Raw genomic sequence first — 25,062 nt, forward strand, 5'->3', positions numbered from 1 at the left:
GCGTGCACGAGGTCCGGGCGCCGTTCAGCCCGGCGGCGGCCCGGTCGTCGCACCGACCCGCAGCCGCACCGGCAGGGTGACGTCGCTCGCCGGGCCTCCCGCCAGCCGGGCGAGGACCGCGTCGGCGGTCGCGCGGGCCTTCTCGGTGACAGGCTGCACGAGGGTCGTCAGCTGCAGCGGCAGCCACGGGATCTCGACCCCGTCGAACCCGACGACGCTCACGTCCCCCGGGACGTCGAGGCCGAGGTCGCGGCACCCCTGCACGACGCCCGCCGCCAGCACGTCGCTCTGCGCGACCACGGCCGTCGGCCGTTCCCCGACGTCGTCCCCGAGCAGCCGCACGGCCGCGTCGCGGCCGGCCTCGACCGTGTTCGTCGGGCACTCCACGACGGCCACCGGCGCGAGCACGTCCTCGACGCCGGCCAGCCGCGCGGTGGAGTCGGCGAAACCCGCGAGGGCGCGCCGCGACGCGGTGAGCGCCCCGCTGCTGCCGTCGAGGCGCCACGGCATCGTCACGACACCCACGCGTGCGTGGCCGAGCCCGGCGAGCAGCCGGGCCGCGTGCCGGGAGCCGTCCCGGTCGTCGATCCGGACGAGGCTGGCTCCCGGGGCCTCAGGACCCTCGATCGCGACGACCGGCACCCCGCGGCCGAGGACCACGGGCAGGCTCGGGTCGTCCGGCAGCCCGCCCGTCGCGTAGACGACGGCGTCCATCGGCGCCGTGCGGTACTGCTCCGCCGGCTGGCCGCCGACGTCGTGGACCATCGGGAGCAGGAGGATCGCGAGGCCCTCGCCCGCGAGCGCGTCGACGAGGCCGTCGAGCAGCGTCGCGACGTAGGGGTCGCGGAAGGCGTCACGGATGCGCTCGCCGACGACGACCCCGACGACGCCGGAGCGGCCGCGACGCAGCGACGCCGCCGTGGGGTCGGGGCCCGCGTAGCCGAGGGACTGCGCCGCGTCGAGCACCCGCCGCCGCGTCGCCTCCGCGACCGGTCCGGCGCCGCTGAAGGCGAGGGACGCCGTCGAGGCCGACACCCCGGCCGCGGCGGCGACGTCCTGCAGCGTCGGGCGGCGGGGCCGGGCGGGCCGCGACGGGCGGTCGATGGTCGGCTCCTTCCGGCCGCTCGGTCGTGCGGCGGCTCGTCTCGACGGGTTGGCGTCCGCCCCAGTCTGCCGTACGATCGAATCGATTCGATCCATCCCCGGCGCAGCCGAGCACCACCAGGAGAAGCGTTGTCCCTGCCCGCCCCCGCGGACGGCCGTCCCGTGCCGCCCGCCGACGCCCGTCCGTCCCTCGCCCCCGACGAGGTCGCCCGCGCCGTGCGCGCGGCGACGTGGTCGGTCTACGCGGTCTTCGCCGCCAACGGCGTCCTCATCTCCACGCTGCTCGCACGGCTGCCCGCGGTCCGCGACGACCTCGGGCTCTCCCCGCAGCAGCTCGGGCTCCTCCTGCTCGCCGGGTCGGTCGGGTCCCTGCTGGCGCTGCCGACCGCGGGCGCCCTCGTCCAGAAGCTCGGTGTCCGTCCCGTCGTCCTCGCGGGCGCCGTGCTCGCGACCACGGGCGTCGCGTTCGTCGGGGTGGCGCCGGACCGGACGTTCCTGGCGGCGGGCCTGTTCGTCTGGGGCTTCGCCAACGGGGCGTGGGACGTCGCGATGAACGTCGAGGCGGCGGACGTGGAGCGGCGCCTCGGCGTCACGATCATGCCGCGCTTCCACGGCCTGTGGTCCGTCGGGACCGTCGTGGGCGCCGGCATCGCCGCGGGGGTCGCCTTCCTGACGATCGGCCGCGGGCCCCACCTCGTCGTCATGGCGGGCGTCGTGCTCGTCCTCGCGGTGCTTTCGGTCCGCTCGTTCCTGCCGGCCGCGCTCGGCTCCCGCGGAGCTGCGGCGGAGCACGCGGAGACCGAGGCCGCGCGGGTCGCCGCGGGCGGGGAGCGGGCGCGCACCTACTCCCTCCTCGACGCGTGGCGCGAGCCCCGCACCCTTCTCGTCGGGCTCACGATGCTCGGCTTCGCCCTCGCCGAGGGCATCGCCGGTGACTGGCTCGCCATCGCCGTGGTCGACTCGCGCGACGCCGCCGAGTACGTGGGCGTCGCGATGTACTGGGTGTTCCTCGTCAGCGTCATGGTGGGGCGTTTCGTCGGCCCGGTCGTCCTCGACCGCTACGGGCGCTACCGGCCCCTGCTCGTCATGGCGGGCATGGTCGTGGCCGGCGTGCTCACCGTCGTCCTGGTCCCGGGGGTCGTCGGTGCCGCGATCGGTGCCCTGCTGTGGGGGATCGGCGCGAGCCTCGGGTTCCCCGTCGGGATGACGGCCGCCGCGGACGACCCGGTGCGGGCGGCCGTGCGGGTGTCCGTCGTCGCCTCGATCGCCTACACGGCGTTCCTCGCCGGCCCGCCGCTCGTCGGGCTCCTCGGGGAGCGGTTCGGCACCGACCTCGCGCTGCTCACCGCGGTGGGCGCGGCGCTGCTCGCCGCTGCGTGCGCCGTCGGGATGCGGCCCGTGCCGCCGTCGCTCGGTGGCGCCTCGGACGGTGCCGGGGCGCCGGGGGACCCCGGGCTCGACGTCGCGGCGGGGGAGCCGGCCGTCCGCGGCTAGCCTGAGCCGGTGCCGACCACGCTCGCCGACCTCACGACGCTGCGGGTCGGCGGCCCGGCCGGCCGGCTCGTGACCGCCGGCTCGCCCGACGAGCTCCTCGCCGCCGTCCAGGACGTCGACGCCCGTGGCGACCGCCTCCTCCTCGTCGCGGGCGGGTCGAACCTCGTCGTCTCCGACGAGGGGTTCCCCGGCACGGTCGTCCACGTCCGCCCGCCCGCAGCCGACGCCGCGTCCGGCGACCTGCCCGGACGGGCGGACCGGGCCCACCCGCTCGCGGGCGTCACGGTCCCCGACGTCGGCTACTGCGGCGGCGCCGACGTCCTCGTCGAGGCCGGCGTCGTGTGGGACGACCTCGTCGCGCTCGCGGTGGCGAAGGGGTGGTCCGGTCTCGAGGCGCTGTCCGGGATCCCCGGCAGCGTCGGCGCCACCCCGGTGCAGAACGTCGGCGCCTACGGGGCGGAGGTCGCCGACACCGTCGCCTCCGTCCAGGTGTGGGACCGGGTGGAGCAGCGCACGCGCACGCTGTTCAACCGCGACTGCGCGTTCTCCTACCGCGACTCCCTCCTCAAGCGCGCGGCCCGGGAGGGCCCGGACGGTGGCGACCGCTACGTCGTCCTGCGCGTCCGTTTCCAGCTGCCCGTGGCTGACCTCTCGGCCCCCGTGCGCTACGCCGAGCTCGCCCGCCGCCTCGGCGTCGGGGTGGGGGAGCGGGCGCCGCTCGGCGCCGTCCGGGAGGCCGTCCTCGCGCTGCGGGCCGGCAAGGGCATGGTGCTCGACCGGCCCGAGGCGCCCGACCCCGACACGTGGAGCGTCGGCTCGTTCTTCACCAACCCGGTGGTCCCGGCCGCGGCCCTGCCGGGCTCCCTCGACGGGGCCCCACGCTGGCCGGCCGGGACGGGTGAGGACGGCGCGGAGCTCGTCAAGCTCCCGGCGGCGTGGCTCATCGAGCACGCCGGCATCGCGAAGGGGCACGGCCTGCCGGGCCCGGCCGCCGTGTCGACGAAGCACACCCTCGCCCTCACCAACCGGGGCGGTGCCCGCGCCGCCGACGTCGTCGACCTCGCGCGCGAGGTGCGCGACGCCGTGCGCCAGGCGTTCGGGGTCGTCCTCGTGCCCGAGCCGCGCCTGGTCGGCGTCAGCCTCTGACGACTGCGGGCTCCGCGGGGGCCGGGGTGGCGAGCCACGCGTCGACCTCGCCGAGCCAGCGGCGCCTGTCGGGCTCCTCGACGCGCGCGAGGCGCAGGCTCGCGCGCGCGAGGTCCGCGAGGGCCGCGTCGTCCAGCCCCCACACGTCGCGGGCGGTCGCGTACTGCGCGACGAGCCGGGAACCGAAGAGGAGCGGGTCGTCCGCCCCGAGCGCGACGGAGGCGCCGGCCCGCAGCAGCGCCGGACCGGGGACCGCGCCCGCGTCGGCGTACACGCCGAGCCCGACGTTGCTCGCCGGGCACACCTCGAAGCCGACGCCGGCGTCGACGAGCCGGCGCAGCAGCCCGGGGTCCTCGCTGCTGCGGACGCCGTGACCGAGGCGGTCCGGCCGCAGGACGTCGACGACCTCCGCGACGTGGTCGGCCCCCAGCAGCTCCCCGCCGTGCGGGACCGCCGCGAGGCCGGCCCGCCGCGCGATGTCGAACGCGCGGGCGAACTCGGCCGTGTCGCCGCGCCGCTCGTCGTTGCTCAGCCCGAAGCCGACCACCTCGCCGGGCCCCGTGCCGGCGTAGCGGGCGGCGAGACGGGCGAGCGCCCGCGCGTCGAGCGGGTGGCGCAGGCGGCTCGCGGCCACGACGACGGCGACGTGGCAGCCCGTGGTGCGGCTCGCGTCGCGGGCGGCGTCGAGCACGACCTCGAGGGCGGAGGTGAGGCCCCCGACGAGAGGCGCGTACGACGTCGGGTCGATCTGGAGCTCCAGGTGCCGGGAGCCCTCGGCGGCGTCGTCGGCCGCGGCCTCGAGGACGAGCCGGCGCATGTCGTCGGCGGTACGGACGCAGGCCCGCGCCGCCTCGTACAGGCGCTGGAAGCGGAACCAGCCCCGCTCGTCCGGGGGCAGCCGCAGGAGGTGGTGCTCGCGCAGCACCGCCGGCAGACGCAGGTCGTGCCGCTCCGCGAGGTCGCTGAGCGTGCCCGGCCGCATCGACCCGGTGAAGTGGAGGTGGAGGTGCGCCTTCGGCAGTGTCGCGAGGTCGCGGCGGCCGGGCGGCGGAGGCATCGCGGCAGACTAGGACAGGGGGTCGCCGGACCTCCCGCCGAGCAGTCCGCGCTCCTGCGCGACGAGCACGGCCCGGGTGCGGTCGTCGACGTCGAGCTTGGTGAAGACCCGCAGCAGGTGCGTCTTCACCGTCGCCTCGCCGATGTGGAGGTGCCGTCCGATCTCCGCGTTGCTCCACCCCTGGGCGACCCCGCGCAGGACGTCGGCCTCCCGGGCGGTGAGGGCCGGGCCGGGGGCGCGGACACGCTGGACGAGGCGCGCGGCGACCGACGGGGCGAGGACCGTCTCGCCGCGAGCGGCGGCGCGCACACCCTCGACGAGCACGTCGGCGGGGGAGTCCTTGAGGAGGTAGCCGCGCGCACCGGCCTCGACCGCGCGGAGGATGTCGGCGTCCGTGTCGTACGTCGTGAGGACGAGGACCGCCGCCGCCGGGTCGAGCGCGAGCACGCGCTCCGTCGCACCGGCGCCGTCGAGGCGCGGCATCCGCAGGTCGGTGAGCAGCACGTCGGGCCGCAGCCGCTCGTGCAGGGCGACGGCCTCCTCCCCGTCGCCCGCCTCCCCGACGACCTCGACGTCGGCCTCGCCGGCGAGCAGCCCGACGATGCCGGCGCGCACGACGGGGTGGTCGTCGGCGACGAGCACCCGCACCGGACCGCCGCCGGTCACGGCTCCGGCACCTCGACCGCGAGGCGCGTCCCGCCGCCCGGGGCGGTCGCGACGTCGACCCGACCGCCGACGTCACCGGCACGGTCGCGGAGACCCCGGAGACCGAACCCGGTGGGGCCGTCGACATCGGGGTGGAGGCCGCGGCCGTCGTCCTCCACCACGAGCCGGACGGTGCCGCCGGAGCGGTCGAGACCGAGCCGGACCGAGGTCGCGGCCGCGTGCTTCCGCACGTTGGCGAGGCCCTCCTGCGCGGTGCGGAGCAGCACGACGGCGAGGTCCTGGTGGAGGTCGGTGTCGAGCCCGTCGAGGGCCGTCTCGTCGACGTCGACGGCGACCCGCACACCGGTCTCCGCCGCGAAGCGGTCCCCGAGCCGCCGCAGCGCCCCCACGAGGTCGCGGCCGTGGACCTCGACGGGGGAGAAGGCCGCCACGAGCGCCCTCGCCTCCGCGAGGTTGGTGCGGGCGACGTCCTCCATCGCGGCGAGGCGCCCGCGGGCCTGGTCGGCGTCGCCGGCGTCCACGTCGCGACGGGCGACCTGCGCGAGCATGACGATGCTCGTGAAGCCCTGCGCGAGGGTGTCGTGGATGTCGCGGGCGACCCGGGCGCGGGCCTCGGCGGCGCCGGCCGAACGCTCCGCGGCGGCGAGCTCGGCACGGGTGGCGCGCAGCTGGGCGACGAGGTCGGCCCGTTCGGCGGACTGGTCGATGATCGAGCTGATCCACAGGCCGAGGGCGAGGCTGAAGAGGAAGCTCGCGGCCACCGCCGTGCCGTAGCTGCGCAGGGCCGTCGGTCCGAAGCCGAAGGCCAGCCCGAAGCCGACGAGACCGGCGACCGACACGACGGCGGTCATGGCGACGGCGCGGGCGCGTCCCTCGACGAGAAGCCACACCTGCGGGTAGGCGAGGAACAGGAGGAACGAGGTCCCGGCGTCCAGCCACAGCAGCACGACGAGGGCCACCACGAGGACCGCGAGGTAGGCGAAGGCCCGCGGTTGCGACCGCGTCCGGGCGGCCGGGCCCCCGAGGAGCAGGTAGGCCACCGCGAGGACGCCGATCACGGAGAACGCCGTCACGAGCTGCTCGGGCGGGTTGTCGCCCTCGGCGACGAGGGAGACCGCGAGGAGGGCCAGGACCACCCAGAACGCGGCGTCCCACCCCACGACCCCCCGGTCCCACGCGTGGACCGGCCGGGTCGCGCGTCGGGTCCGCTCGCTCACCCGTGGCGCCGCGGCAGCCACCGGAACGTCAGCCGGGCCAGCACGAGCCCGGCGACGAGCCACACGACGAGCACGACCGCCGTCTCGGTCGTCTGCCACGACCCCGAGGGTTCCACCTGCAGCCAGCCCGTGTCATCGAGGAACACCGAGCGCATGCCCTGCGCCATCCACTTGAGCGGGAACAGCGACGCGACGTCGAGCATCCAGTCGGGCAGGTCGCTGACGACGAAGTACACGCCGCTGATGAACTGCAGGACGATCATCGGTGGTGTGACCACCGCGCTCGCGGAGCGGGCGTTCGGCGGCACGGAGCTGAACGCGATGCCGAGGACCGTGCCCGCGGCGGTGCCGAGCACGACGATCCACGCGAAGCGCGCCCACAGGTCCGCGCCGCTCGGCAGCGTGACGTCGAAGAAGAGCACGGCGACGGTGAGCAGGAGGACCAGCTGCAGCGCGGTCGTCGCGAGGACCTGGCCGATCTTCCCGAGGAAGAAGGCGACGGGCGGCATGGGTGTGGTGCGGAGTCGCTTGAGCGTGCCGTTGTCGCGCTCGATGCACAGCTCGATCGCCATCGCCTGGAAGCTCGTGAGCAGGACCCCGGCCGCAGCGATGCCGGCGACGAAGTACTGCGTGAAGGGCACCCCGCCCGGCAGCTCGGCGTCGAAGACGCTGCCGAAGATGACGAGGAGGATGACGGGGAACAGCAGGTTGAAGATGACGGCGTCGCGCTCGCGGAAGAACTGCAGGAGCTCCACGCGGGTGCGGGCGGCGCCGACGGCGAGCGTGCTCATCGCACGGCCTCCTCGAGGTCGTCGGTGGGGGTCGCGGGGTCCGCGACCCGGGCGTCGTCGGCGGCGCCGCCGATGAGGTGGAGGTAGACGTCCTCCAGGGACAGGCGGGCGACCTGCAGGTCGGTGACCTCGCCGTCGGGTCCGGTCGGCAGCGAGCGGACGAGGCGGGTGGGGGTGCGGGTGGCGTGGGCGTGCGCGAGCCCGTCCGCGTCGCGCCACGTGACGGTCGACTCCTCGCGCAGCGCGCCGCCGAGGGTCTCCGGCGGGTCGCAGGCGACGAGCCGGCCGCCGGCGATGACGGCGACCCGGTCGGCCAGCCGCGCGGCCTCGTCGAGGTAGTGCGTCGTGAGGAGGATCGTCGTGCCCTCCTCGCGCAGCCCCTCGACGAAGTCCCAGAAGGCGCGGCGGGCGGCGGGGTCGAAGCCGGTCGTCGGCTCGTCGAGGAACAGCAGCTCGGGGCGGCCGACGACGGCGAGCGCGACGTCGAGCCGGCGCCGCTGCCCGCCGGACAGCGACGGCACCCGCGCCCGGGCCTTCTCGGTGAGCCCGACGAGGTCGATGACCTCGTCGGCGTCGCGGGGGTGGGGGGACAGGCGCGTCCAGTGGTGGACGAGCTCGGCGACGGTGAGGTCGACCGGCTCGGACGTGTCCTGGAGGACGACGCCGACCCGGGCTCGCCACGACAGCGGCGCCTGCCAGGGGTCGCGGCCGAGGACGTCGACCTCGCCGGCGTCGCGGTGGCGGATGCCCTCGAGGACCTCCGTCGTCGTCGACTTGCCGGCGCCGTTCGGGCCGAGCAGGGCGAGGATCTCGCCGCGGGCGACGTCGAGGTCGACGCCCGCGACGGCGTCCCGCACCGTCGCGCGGCCGACGCGGTAGGACTTGCGGAGCCCGCGGACGCGGACCGCGAGGTCCGTGCCGGCGGGGAGTGTGGCGTCCGGTGTCATGCCCCCAGGCTGGTCGCACGCGCCCTGGCGCCGCGAGAACCGCCCGGCTGGACTCCGGGTCCACCGGTCGGTGGACCCGGACCTCCTCCCGAGCGCTCAGACCGTGCCGAGCAGGCGCTGGAGGCGTCCCACGCCCTCCACGAGGTCGTCGTCGCCGAGGGCGTAGCTGAGTCGCAGGTAGCCGCTCGGCCCGAACGCCTCGCCCGGCACCACCGCCACCTCCGCCTCCTCGAGGACGATCTCGGCGAGCTCCGCCGACGTCGTCGGCGTGCGGCCGGCGACCTCGCGGCCGAGGACGCCCCGCACGTCCGGGTAGGCGTAGAACGCACCCTGCGGGACCGGGCAGCTGACGCCGTCGATCTCCTCGAGCATCCGGACCATCGTCCGGCGGCGCCGGTCGAACGCCTCGCGCATGGCGTGGGCGGCGTCGAGCGGTCCGCTGACCGCGGCGAGCGCCGCGCGCTGGGAGACGTTGGCGACGTTGCTCGACAGGTGCGACTGGAGGTTCGTCGCGGCCTTCACGACGTCGGCCGGACCGAGGAGCCAGCCGACGCGCCAGCCCGTCATCGCGTACGTCTTGGCAACGCCGTTGAGGACGACGCACGTGTCGGCGAGCTCGGGGACGACGACCGGCATCGAGGCCGCCTCGACGCCGTCGTACGTCAGGTGCTCGTAGATCTCGTCCGTCACGACCCACACGCCGTGCTCGAGCGCCCAGCGGCCGATCGCCTCGACGTGCTCGCGCGGGTACACCGCGCCGGTGGGGTTCGACGGCGAGCAGAACAGGAGGATCTTGGTCCGGGCGGTGCGGGCGCGCTCGAGCTGGTCGACGTTCACGAGGTAGCCCTGCTCCGGCCCGGCGAAGACCTCGACGGGCACCCCGCCCGCGAGCCGGACCGCCTCGGGGTACGTCGTCCAGTACGGCGCCGGCAGCAGCACCTCGTCGCCGGGGTCGAGGAGGGTCGCGAAGGCCTCGTACACGGCCTGCTTGCCGCCGTTGGTGACGAGCACCTGCGAGGCCTTCACCTCGTAGCCGGAGTCGCGGGCGGTCTTCGCCGCGATCGCCTCCTTGAGCGCGGGCAGCCCCCCGGCGGGCGTGTAGCGGTGCATGGCGGGCTCGTGCGCGGCGGCGACCGCGGCCTCGACGACCTCGGGCGGGGTGGGGAAGTCCGGCTCGCCGGCGCCGAAGCCGATGACCGGGCGGCCCTGCGCCTTCAGCGCCTTCGCCTTGGCGTCGACCGCGAGTGTCGCGGACTCGCTGATGCCCCCGACGCGGGCGGAGACGCGGGCGGGGGCGGCGGTCGTGTCGGTCGCGCTCATGCGGCCCATCCTGCCGCGCCCGCCGGGGGCCGCACGGCGTCGTCCGCCCAGCGGGTTCGACCCACGGGCCCCGGGACCCGTATGCTCGAGCGACGGCGTGCACCGGTGCGTCCGCGCGCGCCCCTGGGGACAGGGGAGCGGGGGCTGCCGGGGGAGCGTCGAAGGGCAGTGGCGCAATTGGTAGCGCACCGGTCTCCAAAACCGGCGGTTGTGGGTTCGAGTCCCTCCTGCCCTGCGCGACAGGCACCGGCGCGACGCCGGCCCGGCCGGGTCCGCCCGCCGGGGGCGAGAGGCGTCACCACGGACGCACGAGGGAAGAAGGCAGCACGGTGACGGACACCCGCGAGGGGAAGACGAGCCCGACGGACGAGCGTCCCCGCGGGGGCTTCGTGCTCTTCCTGCGTCAGGTCGTCGCCGAGCTGCGCAAGGTCGTCCGGCCCACGCGCGACGAGCTCATCGCCTACACCAGCGTCGTCCTCGTCTTCGTCATCGCCGTCATGATCTACGTCGGGCTGCTCGACTTCGGGTTCGGGCGGCTCGTGCTGTGGGCCTTCGGCGGCTGAGCGCCGCCGCGGGCCCCGCGCCCGTCCGCCCACCCCTCTGAGGAAGCAGGTTCACCGCATGTCCGACCAGCCCGACGTCGAGCGCGACGCCCCGGGTCCCGTCGACCCCTTCGCCGCCCCCGCGGCCGAGACCACCGACGCGGACGGCACGGCCGACGTGGACCTGGCCGACGACACCGCCGAGCAGGACGTGCTCGGGGACGAGCTCGTCGACGCCTCGGACGACGCCTCGGACGACGCCTCGGACGAGGAGACCGTCGAGGAGCCCGTCGCCGCCGACGACGACGACGTCGCCGACCCGGTCGAGGAGCTGCGCTCCGAGCTCCGCCGCGTGCCCGGTGACTGGTACGTCGTCCACAGCTACGCGGGCTACGAGAACCGCGTGAAGAGCAACCTCGAGGCGCGGATCACCTCGCTCAACATGGAGGACTACATCCACCAGGTGGAGGTCCCCATGGAGGAGGTGACCGAGATCAAGAACGGGCAGAAGAAGCAGGTCCGCCGCGTGCGGATCCCGTCCTACGTCCTCGTGCGGATGGACCTCACCGACGAGTCGTGGGGCGCCGTCCGGCACACGCCGGGCGTCACCGGCTTCCTCGGCTCGGCGCACCACCCGGTCCCGCTCACCATCGACGAGGTCGTCGGCATGCTCGCCCCGACGGTCGCCCAGCCCGCCGCGGCCGGTGCCGGCGCGGGCGGCGGCAAGGCCGCCGGCCAGGCGGCGACCGCAACGGTCGACTACGAGGTCGGCGAGTCCGTCACGGTCATGGACGGCCCGTTCCAGACCCTCCCGGCGACGATCTCCGAGATCAACGTCGACTCCCAGAAGCTCAAGGTGCTCGTGTCGATCTTCGGTCGCGAGACCCCCGTCGAGCTGTCGTTCAACCAGGTCGCCAAGCTCTGAGACAATCCGTCGGTCGACCTGGCGGTCGGCGGGCACGCCCATGCCCGCCGCCACCACCCCTCTGAACCAGAAGGACCCGAGACGTGCCCCCCAAGAAGAAGAAGGTCACCGGAGTCATCAAGCTCCAGATCAAGGCCGGTGCCGCGAACCCCGCGCCGCCGATCGGCCCCGCCCTCGGTGCCGCCGGCGTCAACATCATGGAGTTCTGCAAGGCCTACAACGCGGCGACCGAGTCGCAGCGCGGCAACATCGTGCCGGTCGAGATCACCGTGTTCGAGGACCGCTCGTTCACGTTCATCACGAAGACCCCGCCCGCCGCCGAGCTCATCAAGAAGGCCGCCGGCATCGACAAGGGCTCCGGCACCCCGCACACCGTCAAGGTCGCCACCATCAGCCGAGACCAGGTGCGCTCCATCGCCGAGACGAAGATGGCCGACCTCAACGCCACCGACGTCGACCAGGCCGCCAAGATCATCGCCGGCACCGCCCGGAGCATGGGCGTCACCGTCTCCGACTGAGACGCCGGGGCGACCAGCACCCCGAGCACGACGTGGGAGGGCCGAGCGCGGCCCGCCGACCACGACTCCGCACCACCGAACCCGCAGGAGCAGACATGAAGCGCAGCAAGGCCTACCGCGCCGCCGCCGAGAAGATCGACGCCGAGCGCCTCTACACCCCCGGCGAGGCGGTCCGCCTCGTCCAGCAGACCGCCACGACGACGTACGACGCGACCGTCGAGGTCGCCCTGCGGCTGGGCGTCGACCCCCGCAAGGCCGACCAGATGGTCCGCGGCACCGTCAACCTGCCGCACGGCACGGGCAAGACCGCCCGGGTCCTGGTCTTCGCCACCGGTGACCGTGCGCAGCAGGCCCTCGACGCCGGCGCCGACCACGTCGGCTCGGACGACATGATCGAGAAGGTGCAGGGCGGCTGGCTCGACTTCGACGCCGTCGTCGCCACCCCCGACCTCATGGGCAAGGTCGGCCGTCTCGGCAAGGTGCTGGGCCCCCGCGGTCTCATGCCGAACCCGAAGACCGGCACGGTGACGATGGACGTCGCGAAGGCCGTCTCCGACATCAAGGGCGGCAAGATCGAGTTCCGCGTCGACAAGCACGCGAACCTCCACTTCATCATCGGCAAGGCGTCCTTCGACGCCGAGAAGCTGGCGGAGAACTACGCCGCGGCCATGGACGAGGTCATGCGCCTCAAGCCGAGTGCGGCCAAGGGCCGCTACGTGAAGAAGGCGACCATGGCCTCCTCCATGGGGCCGGGCGTCCCGCTCGACCCCAGCGCGACGAGCGCCACCGAGGCCGCGACCGCCTGAGTCGCCGCAGCACGACGTCCGGAGCCCGGGCCGCCACGCGCGGCCCGGGCTCCGTCGCGTCCGTGCCCTGCGCCGCCCCCGCCCCGCCCGCCCGCCCGGACTGGGACGTTCGCGCCGCGACTGGGACGTTCTCGGGCTCTGCGGGCGTGCCGGAGCCCGATGACGTCCCACTCGTGCGCGCAACGTCCCACTCGCGGGGTCGACGGGCCCGCGCACAGGCGATTTGGTCGGGGGAGCGGGGGACCCGTACCCTGAGCGAGCCGAAGACCGCTGGTCGCCGCCCTCCGGGGTGGTCGAAGGCCCCGGGACACCCCGGACGGCCCGCGCAGGTGATACGGAGCACGACCCCCGAGGTCCCACGCCCCGTGCGCCTGCGCACGGGGCGTCCGTCGTCTCCGGGCCCGGTTCGGCCGGCGCCGCGCCAGCGGTGCCGTGGACCCACGGGCCGGACGGAAGGACCCACATGCCCACCCAGGAGAAGGCCGACGCGGTCGCCGAGCTCGCGGACCTGTTCCGTGCCTCGAACGCCGCCGTCCTCACCGAGTACCGCGGGCTCACCGTCTCCCAGCTGACCGCCCTGCGTCGCGCCCTCGGCGCGAACGCGACCTACGCCGTCGTGAAGAACACCCTCACGAAGATCGCCGCCGAGAAGGCGGGCTTCGAGGGCCTCGACGCCGACGCGCTCAAGGGCCCCACGGCCATCGCCTTCGTCACCGGTGACCCGGTCGAGGCGGCCAAGGGCCTGCGCGACTTCGGCAAGGACGCTCCCGCCCTCGTCATCAAGGGCGGCGTCCTCGAGGGCCGTGCGATCGACGCCGACGGGCTCCGGAAGCTGGCCGACCTCGAGCCGCGCGAGGTGCTCCTCGCCAAGCTCGCCGGCGCCATGAAGGCCCCGCTCTCCAAGGCGGTCTACATGGCCAACGCCCCGCTCGCCCAGGCCGCCCGTGCGGTCGACGCGCTGCGGGCCAAGCGCGAGCAGGAGGGCGACGCGGCCGCCTGAGCCCAGGCACCGCGCCGCGCCGCTGCCGCGCCGGCACGACCCACCCGCAGCACCACCCCGCACGAGAACACCCGAGATCAGGAGACAACCATGGCGAAGCTCAGCGCCGACGAGCTGCTCGAGCAGTTCAAGGACATGACCCTCATCGAGCTCAGCGAGTTCGTGAAGAAGTTCGAGGAGACCTTCGAGGTCACCGCCGCCGCCCCGGTCGCCGTCGCGGCCGCCGGTGGTGCCGCCGCCGGTGGCGGCGAGGCCGCCGCCGCGGAGGAGCAGGACGAGTTCGACGTCGTCCTCGAGGCCGCCGGCGACAAGAAGATCCAGGTCATCAAGGAGGTGCGCGCGCTCACGAGCCTCGGCCTCAAGGAGGCCAAGGACCTCGTCGACGGCGCCCCCAAGGCCGTCCTGGAGAAGGTCGACAAGGACGCCGCCAACGCGGCCAAGGAGAAGCTCGAGGCGGCCGGCGCCACCGTCACCGTCAAGTGACGAGCTGATCCCCAGCACCACCCGCACCGGCCCCCGCGCGGCACCTCGCGCGGGGGCCGGTGCGCGTGCCGGCGGATTTGCCCTGCCGGCGTATAGCACGTATCGTCGTCCTTTGCTGCCCATCCTCTGACCCCGTGGGATTTGACCACGGGTGTCAGGCGTGCAAAAAAACCATCAGCAGGCCCGTGGAAGGACCCGTCTTGGTCGCCTCGCGCACCGCGCCCGCTCCCCGTGTTCAGCCCGTCCCGGTGAACCCCCGCCCCTCCTTCGCCAAGATCCGTGAACCGCTCGAGGTCCCCGACCTCCTCGCGCTCCAGACCGAGAGCTTCGACTGGCTCCTCGGCAACGAGAGCTGGCGCGCCCGCTGCGCCGAGCTCGGCGAGGAGCCCGGTCTCTCCGGCCTCGCGGAGATCTTCGAGGAGATCAGCCCCATCGAGGACTTCTCGGAGACGATGTCCCTGTCGTTCAGGGACCACCGCTTCGAGCCCCCCAAGTACTCCGTCGAGGAGTGCCGCGACAAGGACATGACGTACGCGGCGCCGCTCTTCGTCACCGCCGAGTTCATGAACATGACGACCGGCGAGATCAAGAGCCAGACGGTCTTCATGGGCGACTTCCCGCTCATGACCGACCGCGGCACGTTCGTCATCAACGGCACCGAGCGCGTCGTCGTCTCCCAGCTCGTCCGCTCGCCCGGCGCGTACTTCGAGCGCGTCCGCGACAAGACGAGCGACAAGGACGTCTACACCGCCAAGCTCATCCCGAGCCGCGGTGCGTGGCTGGAGTTCGAGATCGACAAGCGCGACGCCGTCGGCGTGCGCGTCGACCGCAAGCGCAAGCAGTCGGTCACGGTCTTCCTCAAGGCCCTCGGCATGACCGAGCAGGAGATCCGCGAGGAGTTCGCCGGCTTCGACTCGATGCTCGGCACGCTCGACAAGGACACGACGGCCGACTCCGACGCCGCCCTCCTCGACCTGTACCGCAAGCTGCGTCCGGGCGAGCCCCCGACGCGCGAGGCGGCGCAGACGCTGCTCGACAACCTCTACTTCAACCCCAAGCGCTACGACCTCGCGAAGGTCGGTCGCTACAAGCTCAACCGGAAGCTCGGCGTCGACAAGGCGCTGAAGGACTCGGTGCTGAGCCTCGACGACATCGTCGCGACGCTGAAGTTCCTCGTCACGCTCCACCACAACGAGAACGCCCAGCTCACCGGCGGCGAGCAGCGCTCCCTGCACGGCAGCCGCGACGGCGAGCAGGTCGACCTGCGCGTCGAGGTCGACGACATCGACCACTTCGGCAACCGCCGCCTGCGCAGCGTCGGCGAGCTCATCCAGAACCAGGTCCGCACCGGCCTGTCCCGGATGGAGCGCGTCGTCCGCGAGCGCATGACGACCTCCGACGTCGAGGCGATCACGCCGCAGAGCCTCATCAACATCCGCCCGGTCGTCGCTGCGATCAAGGAGTTCTTCGGGACCTCCCAGCTGTCGCAGTTCATGGACCAGAACAACCCGCTCGCCGGGCTCACCCACAAGCGCCGCCTGTCGGCGCTCGGCCCGGGTGGTCTCTCGCGCGACCGCGCGGGCTTCGAGGTCCGTGACGTCCACCCGTCGCACTACGGCCGCATGTGCCCGATCGAGACGCCCGAGGGCCCGAACATCGGTCTCATCGGCTCGCTCGCGACGTACGCGCGGATCAACTCGTTCGGCTTCGTCGAGACGCCGTACCGCCGGGTCACCGACGGCACGGTCACCGACCACGTCGACTACCTCACCGCCGACGAGGAGGACAACTTCGTCGTCGCGCAGGCGAACGCCCCGCTCGACGAGGAGAACCGCTTCGCCGAGGACCGCGTCCTCGTCCGCACCCGCGGCGGTGAGGTCGACTACGTCCACGGCGACGAGGTCGACTACATGGACGTCTCCGCCCGGCAGATCTCCTCGGTCGCCACGGCGATGATCCCGTTCCTCGAGCACGACGACTCCAACCGCGCGCTCATGGGCTCGAACATGCAGCGCCAGGCCGTGCCGCTCGTCCGCGCCGAGGCGCCGTACGTCGGCACCGGCATGGAGCTGCGCGCGGCGGTCGACGGCGGCGACGTCGTCGTCGCGGACGCGCCCGGCGTCGTGCAGGAGGTCGCGGCGGACGCCGTGACGATCCAGCAGGACGACGGTGTCACCCGCACGTACCGGGTCCACAAGTTCCGTCGCTCGAACCAGGGCACGAGCTACAACCAGCGCGTGCTCGTCGACGCCGGCCAGCGGGTCGAGGCCGGCAGCATCCTCGCCGACGGCCCCTCGACCGACGGCGGCGAGATGGCGCTGGGTCGCAACCTCCTCGTGGCGTTCATGCCGTGGGAGGGCCTCAACTACGAGGACGCGATCATCCTCAGCCAGCGCCTCGTCCAGGACGACGTCCTCTCCTCGATCCACATCGAGGAGCACGAGGTCGACGCCCGCGACACGAAGCTGGGCCCCGAGGAGATCACCCGGGACATCCCGAACGTCGGCGAGGAGGTCCTCGCGGACCTCGACGAGCGCGGCATCATCCGCATCGGCGCCGAGGTCGTCCCCGGCGACATCCTCGTCGGCAAGGTGACGCCCAAGGGCGAGACCGAGCTGACCCCGGAGGAGCGGCTGCTCCGCGCGATCTTCGGCGAGAAGGCGCGCGAGGTCCGCGACACGAGCCTCAAGGTCCCGCACGGCGAGACGGGCACCGTCATCGGCGTCCGGCTCTTCGACCGCGACGAGGGCGACGAGCTCCCGCCGGGCGTCAACCAGCTGGTCCGGGTGTACGTCGCCCAGAAGCGCAAGATCACCGACGGCGACAAGCTCGCCGGCCGTCACGGCAACAAGGGCGTCATCTCGAAGATCCTGCCCGTCGAGGACATGCCGTTCCTCGAGGACGGGACCCCGGTCGACGTCGTCCTCAACCCGCTCGGCGTGCCCGGCCGCATGAACATCGGCCAGATCCTCGAGCTCCACCTCGGCTGGATCGCCAGCCAGGGCTGGAAGATCGAGGGGACGCCGGAGTGGGCGGGCCGTCTGCCCGACACGGTCAACGAGGCGCCCCCCGGCACCAAGGTCGCGAGCCCCGTCTTCGACGGGGCGACCGAGGACGAGGTCACGGGCCTGCTGACCGCGACGCTGCCGAACCGCGACGGCGACCGCCTGGTCGACGCCGACGGCAAGGCGCGCCTGCTCGACGGCCGCTCCGGCGAGCCGTTCCCGGACCCCGTGTCCGTCGGCTACATGTACATCCTCAAGCTCCACCACCTGGTCGACGACAAGATCCACGCCCGCTCGACCGGCCCCTACTCGATGATCACGCAGCAGCCCCTGGGCGGTAAGGCCCAGTTCGGCGGCCAGCGGTTCGGCGAGATGGAGGTGTGGGCGCTCGAGGCGTACGGCGCCAGCTACGCGCTGCAGGAGCTGCTCACCATCAAGTCCGACGACGTCCTCGGCCGGGTCAAGGTCTACGAGGCGATCGTCAAGGGCGACAACATCCCCGAGCCCGGGATCCCCGAGTCGTTCAAGGTCCTCATCAAGGAGATGCAGTCCCTGTGTCTCAACGTCGAGGTGCTGTCGAGCGACGGCACGTCGATCGAGATGCGCGACTCCGACGACGACGTGTTCCGCGCTGCGGAGGAGCTCGGCATCGACCTGTCCCGGCGCGAGCCGAGCAGCGTCGAAGAGGTCTGACGGTCCGGCGCGGGAGGCCTCGCCTCCCGCGCCGCCGCCGGCCATCGGTCTGACCCGTCACCCTCGAAACTGAGAGAAGGAACTACGTGCTCGACGTCAACTTCTTCGACGAGCTCCGTATCGGCCTCGCCACCGCGGACAACATCCGTGCGTGGTCGCACGGCGAGGTCAAGAAGCCCGAGACGATCAACTACCGCACCCTGAAGCCGGAGAAGGACGGGCTCTTCTGCGAGAAGATCTTCGGTCCCACCCGGGACTGGGAGTGCTACTGCGGCAAGTACAAGCGGGTCCGCTTCAAGGGCATCATCTGCGAGCGCTGCGGCGTCGAGGTGACCCGCGCCAAGGTGCGCCGTGAGCGGATGGGCCACATCGAGCTCGCCGCGCCCGTCACCCACATCTGGTACTTCAAGGGCGTGCCGAGCCGGCTCGGCTACCTCCTCGACCTCGCGCCGAAGGACCTCGAGAAGGTCATCTACTTCGCCGCGTACATGATCACGAGCGTCGACGACGAGGCGCGCCACCGCGACCTGTCGAGCCTCGAGACCGGCATCCTCAACGAGAAGGCCGAGATCGAGAAGCGCCGCGACGCCGACATCGAGGAGCGCGCGAAGAAGCTCGAGACCGACCTCGCCGAGCTCGAGGCCGAGGGCGCCAAGGCCGACGTGCGCCGCAAGGTCCGCGAGGGCGCCGAGCGCGAGATGTCGCAGATGCGCCGCCGCGCCACCCAGGAGCTCGACAAGCTCGAGGCCGTCTGGGACCGCTTCAAGAACCTCAAGGTCCAGGACCTCGAGGGCGACGAGCAGCTGTACCGCGAGATGCGGCTGCGCTTCGGCATGTACTTCGAGGGCGGGATGGGTGCCGCGGCGCTGCAGAAGCGCCTCGAGACCTTCGACCTCGACGCCGAGGCCGCGTCGCTGCGCGAGACCATCGCCACCGGCAAGGGCCAGAAGAAGACCCGCGCCCTCAAGCGGCTCAAGGTCGTCTCGGCGTTCCTGTCGACGACGAACTCGCCCATGGGCATGGTGCTCGACTGCGTCCCGGTCATCCCGCCGGACCTGCGCCCCATGGTGCAGCTCGACGGCGGCCGCTTCGCCACCAGCGACCTCAACGACCTGTACCGCCGCGTCATCAACCGGAACAACCGGCTCAAGCGGCTCCTCGACCTCGGTGCGCCCGAGATCATCGTCAACAACGAGAAGCGCATGCTCCAGGAGGCCGTCGACGCGCTGTTCGACAACGGCCGCCGCGGCCGGCCCGTCACGGGCCCGGGCAACCGTGCGCTCAAGTCGCTGTCCGACATGCTCAAGGGCAAGCAGGGCCGGTTCCGCCAGAACCTGCTGGGCAAGCGCGTCGACTACTCCGGCCGCTCGGTCATCGTCGTCGGCCCGCAGCTCAAGCTCCACCAGTGCGGCCTGCCCAAGCAGATGGCGCTGGAGCTGTTCAAGCCGTTCGTCATGAAGCGGCTCGTCGACCTCAACCACGCCCAGAACATCAAGTCCGCCAAGCGGATGGTCGAGCGCTCGCGCTCGGTCGTGTGGGACGTGCTCGAGGAGGTCATCGCGGAGCACCCCGTGCTGCTCAACCGCGCCCCGACCCTGCACCGCCTCGGCATCCAGGCCTTCGAGCCGCAGCTGGTCGAGGGCAAGGCCATCCAGATCCACCCGCTCGTCTGCACCGCGTTCAACGCGGACTTCGACGGTGACCAGATGGCCGTGCACCTGCCGCTGAGCGCGGAGGCGCAGGCCGAGGCCCGCATCCTCATGCTGTCGAGCAACAACATCCTCAAGCCGTCCGACGGCCGGCCGGTGACCATGCCCACGCAGGACATGATCATCGGGCTGTACCACCTGACGAAGGACGTCGAGGGCGCGGTGGGCGAGGGCCGGGCCTTCTCCTCGGTGTCCGAGGCCCTGATGGCGCACGACCGCGGCGAGATCCACGTCGGGGCCAAGGTGCAGATCCGCTTCACCGACGTCACGCCGGCGGAGGGGGAGCAGCTGCCCGAGGGCTGGGTCGAGGGCGAGCCGCTGCGGCTCACCACGACGCTCGGGCGCGCGCTGTTCAACGAGGCGCTGCCCGAGGGCTTCGCGTTCGTCAACTACACCGTCGACAAGAAGAAGCTGTCGGCGATCGTGTACGACCTCGCCGAGCGCTACCCCAAGGTGCAGGTCGCGGCGACGCTCGACGCGCTCAAGGAGGCGGGCTTCCACTGGGCCACCCGGTCCGGCACGACCGTCGCGCTCAGCGACGTCATCCCGCCCGCCAACAAGACGCAGATCCTCGAGGCGTACGAGGCGCGCGCGGACAAGGTGCAGAGCCAGTACGAGCGGGGCCTCATCACGAACGACGAGCGGCGCAGCGAGCTCATCGAGATCTGGACCGAGGCCACCGACACCGTCGCGAAGGCGATGGAGGAGAACCTCACCGACACCAACACGATCTACCGGATGGTCACCTCCGGCGCCCGCGGCAACATGATGCAGATGCGTCAGATCGCCGCCATGCGAGGCCTGGTGGCGAACCCGAAGGGCGAGATCATCCCGCGGCCCATCAAGGCGAACTTCCGCGAGGGCCTGTCGGTGCTGGAGTTCTTCATCTCCACGCACGGCGCCCGCAAGGGCCTCGCGGACACCGCGCTGCGCACCGCCGACTCCGGGTACCTCACCCGTCGTCTGGTGGACGTCAGCCAGGACGTCATCGTCCGCGAGGAGGACTGCGGCACCGAGCGCGGCCTCGTCATGCCGATCGCGAGCGAGAACGCCGAGGGCGTCCTCGCGAAGGACGAGCACGTCGAGTCCACGGTCTACGCCCGCAACCTCGCGGTCGACGTCGAGGTGGACGGCGCGGTCGTCGCCACCGCCAACACCGACCTCGGCGACGTCGTCATCGACCGGCTCGTCGCGGCGGGCGTGCGCGAGGTCAAGGTGCGCTCGGTCCTCACGTGCGAGTCGCACGTCGGCACGTGCGCGCGCTGCTACGGACGCTCCCTGGCCACCGGCAAGCTCGTCGACATCGGCGAGGCCGTCGGCATCGTCGCGGCGCAGTCCATCGGCGAGCCCGGCACCCAGCTGACCATGCGGACCTTCCACACCGGTGGTGTGGCCGGCGACGACATCACGCAGGGTCTGCCCCGCGTCGTCGAGCTGTTCGAGGCCCGCACCCCGAAGGGCAACGCGCCCATCGCGGAGGTCACCGGCCGGGTGCGCCTCGAGCGCAACGAGGCCGACGTCGTCACCGCGGTCGTCGTGGTGCCGGACGACGGCAGCGACGAGGTCGAGGTCGCCGTCGGGCAGCGCGCGAAGCTCCTGGTCAAGGACGGCGACTCCGTCGTCGTCGGCCAGCAGCTCGTGGCCGGTGTCGTCGACCCCAAGCAGGTGCTCCGCCTCCTCGGGCCGCGCAAGGTGCAGCAGCACCTCGTGGACGAGGTCCAGCGGGTCTACCGCAGCCAGGGCGTGACGATCCACGACAAGCACATCGAGGTCATCGTCCGCCAGATGCTCAAGCGGGTGACGATCATCGACTCCGGCGACAGCGACCTGCTGCCGGGCGAGCTCACCGAGCGCGCGCGCTTCGAGACGTCCAACCGCGAGGTCGTCCGCAACGGCGGCAAGCCCGCCAGCGGCCGCCCGGAGCTCATGGGCATCACGAAGGCGTCGCTCGCGACGGAGTCGTGGCTGTCCGCGGCCTCCTTCCAGGAGACGACCCGGGTGCTGACGGACGCGGCGATGAACGCCAAGTCCGACCCGCTCGTCGGCCTCAAGGAGAACGTCATCATCGGCAAGCTCATCCCCGCCGGCACCGGCCTGTCGCGCTACCGCGACGTCACGGTCGAGCCGACGGAGGAGGCGAAGGCGGCGATGTACACCCTGCCGAGCTACGACGACGACTACGCGCCGTTCGGCACGGGCTCCGGTCAGGCCGTCCCGCTCGAGGACCTCGACTTCGGCGGCTCCTACCGCTGAGCAGCTCCTCCCGCACCACCCGGCGCAGCCGGCGGCGACCCTCGTGTCGCCCCGGCCGCGCCGGTCCCGGGGGGCCCCGACGGCTCCCTCGGGGCGTTTTGACCCGTCACGCTCGGGCCGGTTACCCTCTCCCGAGCTGCCCGGTCCGACCGGGTCATCGCGCGTGCCGCAGCACCACCGCGGCGCCGGGCCACCCCCCACCCGCCGTCCGAGCAGGCGCGGGGGATCCCAGGGCAGCGCGACACGCCCGACCTCGGGGGTCACGCCCCCCGACCAGGCACAACCACGACACGAAGTAGGGAGTACCGCCGAGGTGCCCACGATCCAGCAGCTGGTGCGCAAGGGCCGCCAGGACAAGCCGGTCAAGAACTCGACGCCCGCGCTCAAGGGCTCGCCCCAGCGCCGCGGCGTCTGCACGCGCGTCTACACGACCACGCCCAAGAAGCCGAACTCGGCGCTGCGCAAGGTCGCCCGCGTCCGGCTGTCCAACGGCATCGAGGTCACGGCGTACATCCCCGGCGTCGGCCACAACCTCCAGGAGCACTCGATGGTGCTCGTGCGCGGCGGCCGCGTGAAGGACCTCCCGGGCGTGCGCTACAAGATCGTCCGCGGCTCGCTCGACACCCAGGGCGTGAAGAACCGCAAGCAGGCACGCTCCCGTTACGGCGCGAAGAAGGAGAAGGGCTGATGCCTCGTAAGGGCCCCGCCCCCAAGCGGCCGCTGGTCGTCGACCCGGTCTACAGCTCCCCGCTGGTCACCCAGCTGGTCAACAAGGTGCTGCTCGACGGCAAGAAGTCCGTCGCCGAGCGCACGGTGTACGGCGCCCTCGAGGGTGCCCGCGCCAAGACCGGCAACGACCCGGTCATCATCCTCAAGCGCGCGCTCGACAACGTGAAGCCCGCGCTCGAGGTCCGCTCGCGCCGCGTCGGCGGGTCCACCTACCAGGTGCCGGTCGACGTGCGCCCCGCGCGCTCGACGACGCTGGCGCTGCGCTGGCTCGTCTCCTTCGCCCGCGCCCGCCGCGAGAAGACGATGACCGAGCGCCTCATGAACGAGATCCTCGACGCGAGCAACGGCCTCGGCGCCTCCGTGAAGCGCCGCGAGGACATGCACAAGATGGCGGAGTCGAACAAGGCGTTCGCCCACTACCGCTGGTGACGCGTCGGCCGGTGCCCCCTCGCGGGGCGCCGGCCCTCGTCCGTCCCGCACCCGCCCGCCCCACGACCCAGGAAGGCCCACCGTGGCTCAGGACGTCCTGACCGACCTCACGAAGGTCCGCAACATCGGGATCATGGCGCACATCGACGCCGGCAAGACCACGACCACCGAGCGGATCCTGTTCTACACCGGCATCAACTACAAGATCGGCGAGGTGCACGACGGCGCCGCGACGATGGACTGGATGGAGCAGGAGCAGGAGCGCGGCATCACCATCACGTCCGCCGCGACGACCTGCTTCTGGGAGGGCACCCAGATCAACATCATCGACACGCCCGGCCACGTCGACTTCACGGTCGAGGTCGAGCGGTCGCTGCGCGTGCTCGACGGCGCCGTCGCCGTCTTCGACGGCAAGGAGGGCGTGGAGCCCCAGTCCGAGACCGTGTGGCGGCAGGCGGACAAGTACAACGTCCCGCGCATCTGCTTCGTCAACAAGATGGACAAGCTCGGCGCGGACTTCTACTTCACCGTCCGGACCATCGTCGAGCGCCTCGGCGCCAAGCCGCTGCCCATCCAGCTGCCGATCGGCTCCGAGAGCGACTTCGTCGGCGTCGTCGACCTCGTGTACAAGCGCGCGCTCACGTGGCGCGGCGAGGTGCAGAAGGGCGAGGACTACACGATCGAGGACGTGCCGGCCGACATGGCCGACAAGGTCGAGGAGTACCGCAACGCCCTCATCGAGGCCGTCGCGGAGTCCGACGAGGCCCTCCTCGAGAAGTACCTCGGCGGCGAGGAGATCTCGCCCGAGGAGATCAAGGCGGCCGTCCGCAAGCTGACGATCGCCGGCGAGGCGTACCCCGTCCTCTGCGGCTCGGCGTTCAAGAACAAGGGCGTGCAGCCCGTGCTCGACGCCGTCATCGACTACCTGCCGAACCCGCTCGACGTCGGCGAGGTCCACGGCCACGTCGTCGGCAAGGAGGACGAGGAGCTCACGCGCCCGCCGAGCAAGGACGCACCGTTCTCCGCGCTCGCGTTCAAGGTCGCCGCGCACCCGTTCTTCGGCAAGCTCACGTATGTCCGGGTGTACTCCGGCAACGTCGACTCCGGCGCCCAGGTCATCAACTCGACCAAGGGCAAGAAGGAGCGCATCGGGAAGCTCTTCCAGATGCACTCCAACAAGGAGAACCCGGTCGAGAACGCCCAGGCGGGCCACATCTACGCGATGATCGGTCTCAAGGACACGACGACCGGCGACACGCTCTGCGACCCGCAGCAGCCCGTCGTCCTCGAGTCGATGACCTTCCCCGACCCCGTCATCAGCGTCGCCATCGAGCCGAAGACGAAGTCCGACCAGGAGAAGCTCTCGGTCGCGATCCAGAAGCTCGCGGACGAGGACCCCACCTTCCAGGTGGAGCTCGACGAGGAGACCGGCCAGACCATCATCAAGGGAATGGGCGAGCTCCACCTCGACATCCTCGTCGACCGCATGCGGCGCGAGTTCAAGGTCGAGGCGAACGTCGGCAAGCCGCAGGTCGCCTACCGCGAGACCATCCGCCGCGTCGTCGACAAGTACTCGTACACCCACAAGAAGCAGACGGGTGGCTCGGGTCAGTTCGCGAAGATCCAGTTCACCATCGAGCCGCTCGTGGACGCCGAGGAGGGCGTGCAGTACGAGTTCGACAACAAGGTGACCGGTGGTCGCGTCCCGCGCGAGTACATCCCGAGCGTCGACGCCGGCTTCCAGGACGCCATGCAGGTCGGCGTGCTCGCGGGCTACCCCATGGTCGGCGTGAAGGCCACGCTGGTGGACGGCGCCGCGCACGACGTCGACTCGTCCGAGCTCGCGTTCAAGATCGCCGGTTCCGCCGGCTTCAAGGAGGCGGCCCGCAAGGCGGACCCCGTCCTGCTGGAGCCGATCATGGCCGTCGAGGTGCGGACGCCCGAGGACTACATGGGCGACGTCATCGGCGACATCAACTCCCGCCGTGGCCAGATGCAGTCCATGGAGGACATCTCCGGGGCCAAGGTCGTCAAGGCCCTCGTCCCGCTGTCGGAGATGTTCGGCTACGTCGGGGACCTGCGCTCCCGCACCCAGGGCCGCGCGGTGTACACGATGCAGTTCCACTCCTACGCGGAGGTGCCCCGGAACGTCGCCGACGAGATCGTCAAGAAGATCCGCGGCGAGTGACACCCCCGGGGGCGGTCTAGGCTTGCCCCCGGTCCGGGCG

General features: G+C 72.5%; 20 protein-coding genes and 1 tRNA gene. 14 read left to right on the plus strand and 7 right to left on the minus strand.

Annotation, left to right across the window (positions count from 1 at the left end):
- Positions 1–24: 24 nt before the first annotated feature.
- The gene (locus WAB14_RS01850) at positions 25–1,200 is read right to left on the minus strand and encodes a substrate-binding domain-containing protein (protein ID WP_340266807.1); all 1,176 of its coding nucleotides are present in this window, start codon (positions 1,198–1,200) and stop codon (positions 25–27) included.
- 33 nt (positions 1,201–1,233) lie between these two features.
- Here WAB14_RS01850 and WAB14_RS01855 point away from each other — a divergent pair, with 33 nt between their 5' ends.
- Both WAB14_RS01855 and WAB14_RS01860 read left to right on the plus strand, forming a co-directional pair.
- Positions 1,234–2,598: an MFS transporter gene (locus WAB14_RS01855; RefSeq protein WP_340266809.1), complete on the plus strand. Its 1,365-nt coding sequence runs from the start codon at positions 1,234–1,236 to the stop codon at positions 2,596–2,598.
- A gap of 9 nt (positions 2,599–2,607) precedes the next feature.
- Positions 2,608–3,744 (plus strand): UDP-N-acetylmuramate dehydrogenase, encoded by a 1,137-nt coding sequence (locus WAB14_RS01860; protein ID WP_340266811.1) that lies wholly within the window; start codon positions 2,608–2,610, stop codon positions 3,742–3,744.
- Here the strand turns inward: WAB14_RS01860 and WAB14_RS01865 are convergent.
- The 6 genes from WAB14_RS01865 to WAB14_RS01890 form a co-directional block, all read right to left on the minus strand.
- Positions 3,734–4,801 (minus strand): adenosine deaminase, encoded by a 1,068-nt coding sequence (locus WAB14_RS01865; RefSeq protein ID WP_340266812.1) that lies wholly within the window; start codon positions 4,799–4,801, stop codon positions 3,734–3,736. The two genes, WAB14_RS01860 and WAB14_RS01865, sit on opposite strands and share 11 nt — an antisense overlap.
- A gap of 9 nt (positions 4,802–4,810) precedes the next feature.
- On the minus strand, positions 4,811–5,467 hold the full coding sequence (locus WAB14_RS01870; RefSeq protein ID WP_340266814.1) for a response regulator: 657 nt from the start codon (positions 5,465–5,467) through the stop codon (positions 4,811–4,813).
- On the minus strand, positions 5,464–6,684 hold the full coding sequence (locus tag WAB14_RS01875) for a sensor histidine kinase (RefSeq protein WP_340266816.1): 1,221 nt from the start codon (positions 6,682–6,684) through the stop codon (positions 5,464–5,466). The genes WAB14_RS01870 and WAB14_RS01875 overlap by 4 nt, the downstream gene beginning before the upstream one ends.
- Positions 6,681–7,475 carry an ABC transporter permease gene (locus WAB14_RS01880; RefSeq protein WP_340266818.1) on the minus strand — a complete coding sequence of 265 codons (795 nt, stop codon included), beginning with the start codon at positions 7,473–7,475 and terminating at the stop codon, positions 6,681–6,683. Before WAB14_RS01880 ends, WAB14_RS01875 begins: the two co-directional genes overlap by 4 nt.
- Entirely contained in the window at positions 7,472–8,422 is a 951-nt protein-coding gene (locus WAB14_RS01885) for an ABC transporter ATP-binding protein (protein ID WP_340266820.1), read from the minus strand. Before WAB14_RS01885 ends, WAB14_RS01880 begins: the two co-directional genes overlap by 4 nt.
- Before the next feature lie 96 nt (positions 8,423–8,518).
- Positions 8,519–9,742 (minus strand): pyridoxal phosphate-dependent aminotransferase, encoded by a 1,224-nt coding sequence (locus WAB14_RS01890; RefSeq protein WP_340266822.1) that lies wholly within the window; start codon positions 9,740–9,742, stop codon positions 8,519–8,521.
- A gap of 162 nt (positions 9,743–9,904) precedes the next feature.
- Here WAB14_RS01890 and WAB14_RS01895 point away from each other — a divergent pair.
- The 12 genes from WAB14_RS01895 to fusA all read left to right on the plus strand — a co-directional run bounded on the left by WAB14_RS01895 (position 9,905) and on the right by fusA (position 25,022).
- Positions 9,905–9,977, plus strand: a tRNA-Trp gene (locus WAB14_RS01895).
- 94 nt (positions 9,978–10,071) lie between these two features.
- The gene (gene secE, locus WAB14_RS01900) at positions 10,072–10,305 is read left to right on the plus strand and encodes a preprotein translocase subunit SecE (protein ID WP_377002091.1); all 234 of its coding nucleotides are present in this window, start codon (positions 10,072–10,074) and stop codon (positions 10,303–10,305) included.
- Positions 10,306–10,363: 58 nt separating this feature from the next.
- Entirely contained in the window at positions 10,364–11,209 is an 846-nt protein-coding gene (gene nusG, locus WAB14_RS01905) for a transcription termination/antitermination protein NusG (protein WP_340266823.1), read from the plus strand.
- Between the two features lie 83 nt (positions 11,210–11,292).
- Positions 11,293–11,727, plus strand: coding sequence for a 50S ribosomal protein L11 (gene rplK / locus WAB14_RS01910; protein ID WP_340266824.1), 435 nt, complete (start codon positions 11,293–11,295; stop codon positions 11,725–11,727).
- Between the two features lie 95 nt (positions 11,728–11,822).
- A complete protein-coding gene (gene rplA, locus WAB14_RS01915; protein WP_340266826.1) occupies positions 11,823–12,533 on the plus strand; it encodes a 50S ribosomal protein L1 in 711 nt (236 codons plus the stop codon).
- Between the two features lie 463 nt (positions 12,534–12,996).
- Positions 12,997–13,533, plus strand: coding sequence for a 50S ribosomal protein L10 (gene rplJ, locus WAB14_RS01920; RefSeq protein WP_340266828.1), 537 nt, complete (start codon positions 12,997–12,999; stop codon positions 13,531–13,533).
- A gap of 90 nt (positions 13,534–13,623) precedes the next feature.
- Positions 13,624–14,016 (plus strand): 50S ribosomal protein L7/L12, encoded by a 393-nt coding sequence (rplL, locus tag WAB14_RS01925; protein ID WP_340266830.1) that lies wholly within the window; start codon positions 13,624–13,626, stop codon positions 14,014–14,016.
- Between the two features lie 200 nt (positions 14,017–14,216).
- The gene (gene rpoB, locus WAB14_RS01930; protein WP_377002228.1) at positions 14,217–17,714 is read left to right on the plus strand and encodes a DNA-directed RNA polymerase subunit beta; all 3,498 of its coding nucleotides are present in this window, start codon (positions 14,217–14,219) and stop codon (positions 17,712–17,714) included.
- An 86-nt stretch (positions 17,715–17,800) separates the two neighbouring features.
- Entirely contained in the window at positions 17,801–21,676 is a 3,876-nt protein-coding gene (locus tag WAB14_RS01935) for a DNA-directed RNA polymerase subunit beta' (protein ID WP_340266834.1), read from the plus strand.
- A 313-nt stretch (positions 21,677–21,989) separates the two neighbouring features.
- Entirely contained in the window at positions 21,990–22,364 is a 375-nt protein-coding gene (rpsL, locus tag WAB14_RS01940) for a 30S ribosomal protein S12 (RefSeq protein ID WP_336920709.1), read from the plus strand.
- Positions 22,364–22,834 carry a 30S ribosomal protein S7 gene (rpsG, locus tag WAB14_RS01945; protein ID WP_340266842.1) on the plus strand — a complete coding sequence of 157 codons (471 nt, stop codon included), beginning with the start codon at positions 22,364–22,366 and terminating at the stop codon, positions 22,832–22,834. Before rpsL ends, rpsG begins: the two co-directional genes overlap by 1 nt.
- Positions 22,835–22,916: 82 nt before the next feature.
- Positions 22,917–25,022: an elongation factor G gene (gene fusA, locus WAB14_RS01950; RefSeq protein WP_340266844.1), complete on the plus strand. Its 2,106-nt coding sequence runs from the start codon at positions 22,917–22,919 to the stop codon at positions 25,020–25,022.
- The last annotated feature ends 40 nt before the right edge of the window (positions 25,023–25,062 follow it).

The sequence above is a fragment of the Aquipuribacter nitratireducens genome (assembly GCF_037860835.1).
GTDB lineage: Bacteria > Actinomycetota > Actinomycetes > Actinomycetales > JBBAYJ01 > Aquipuribacter > Aquipuribacter nitratireducens.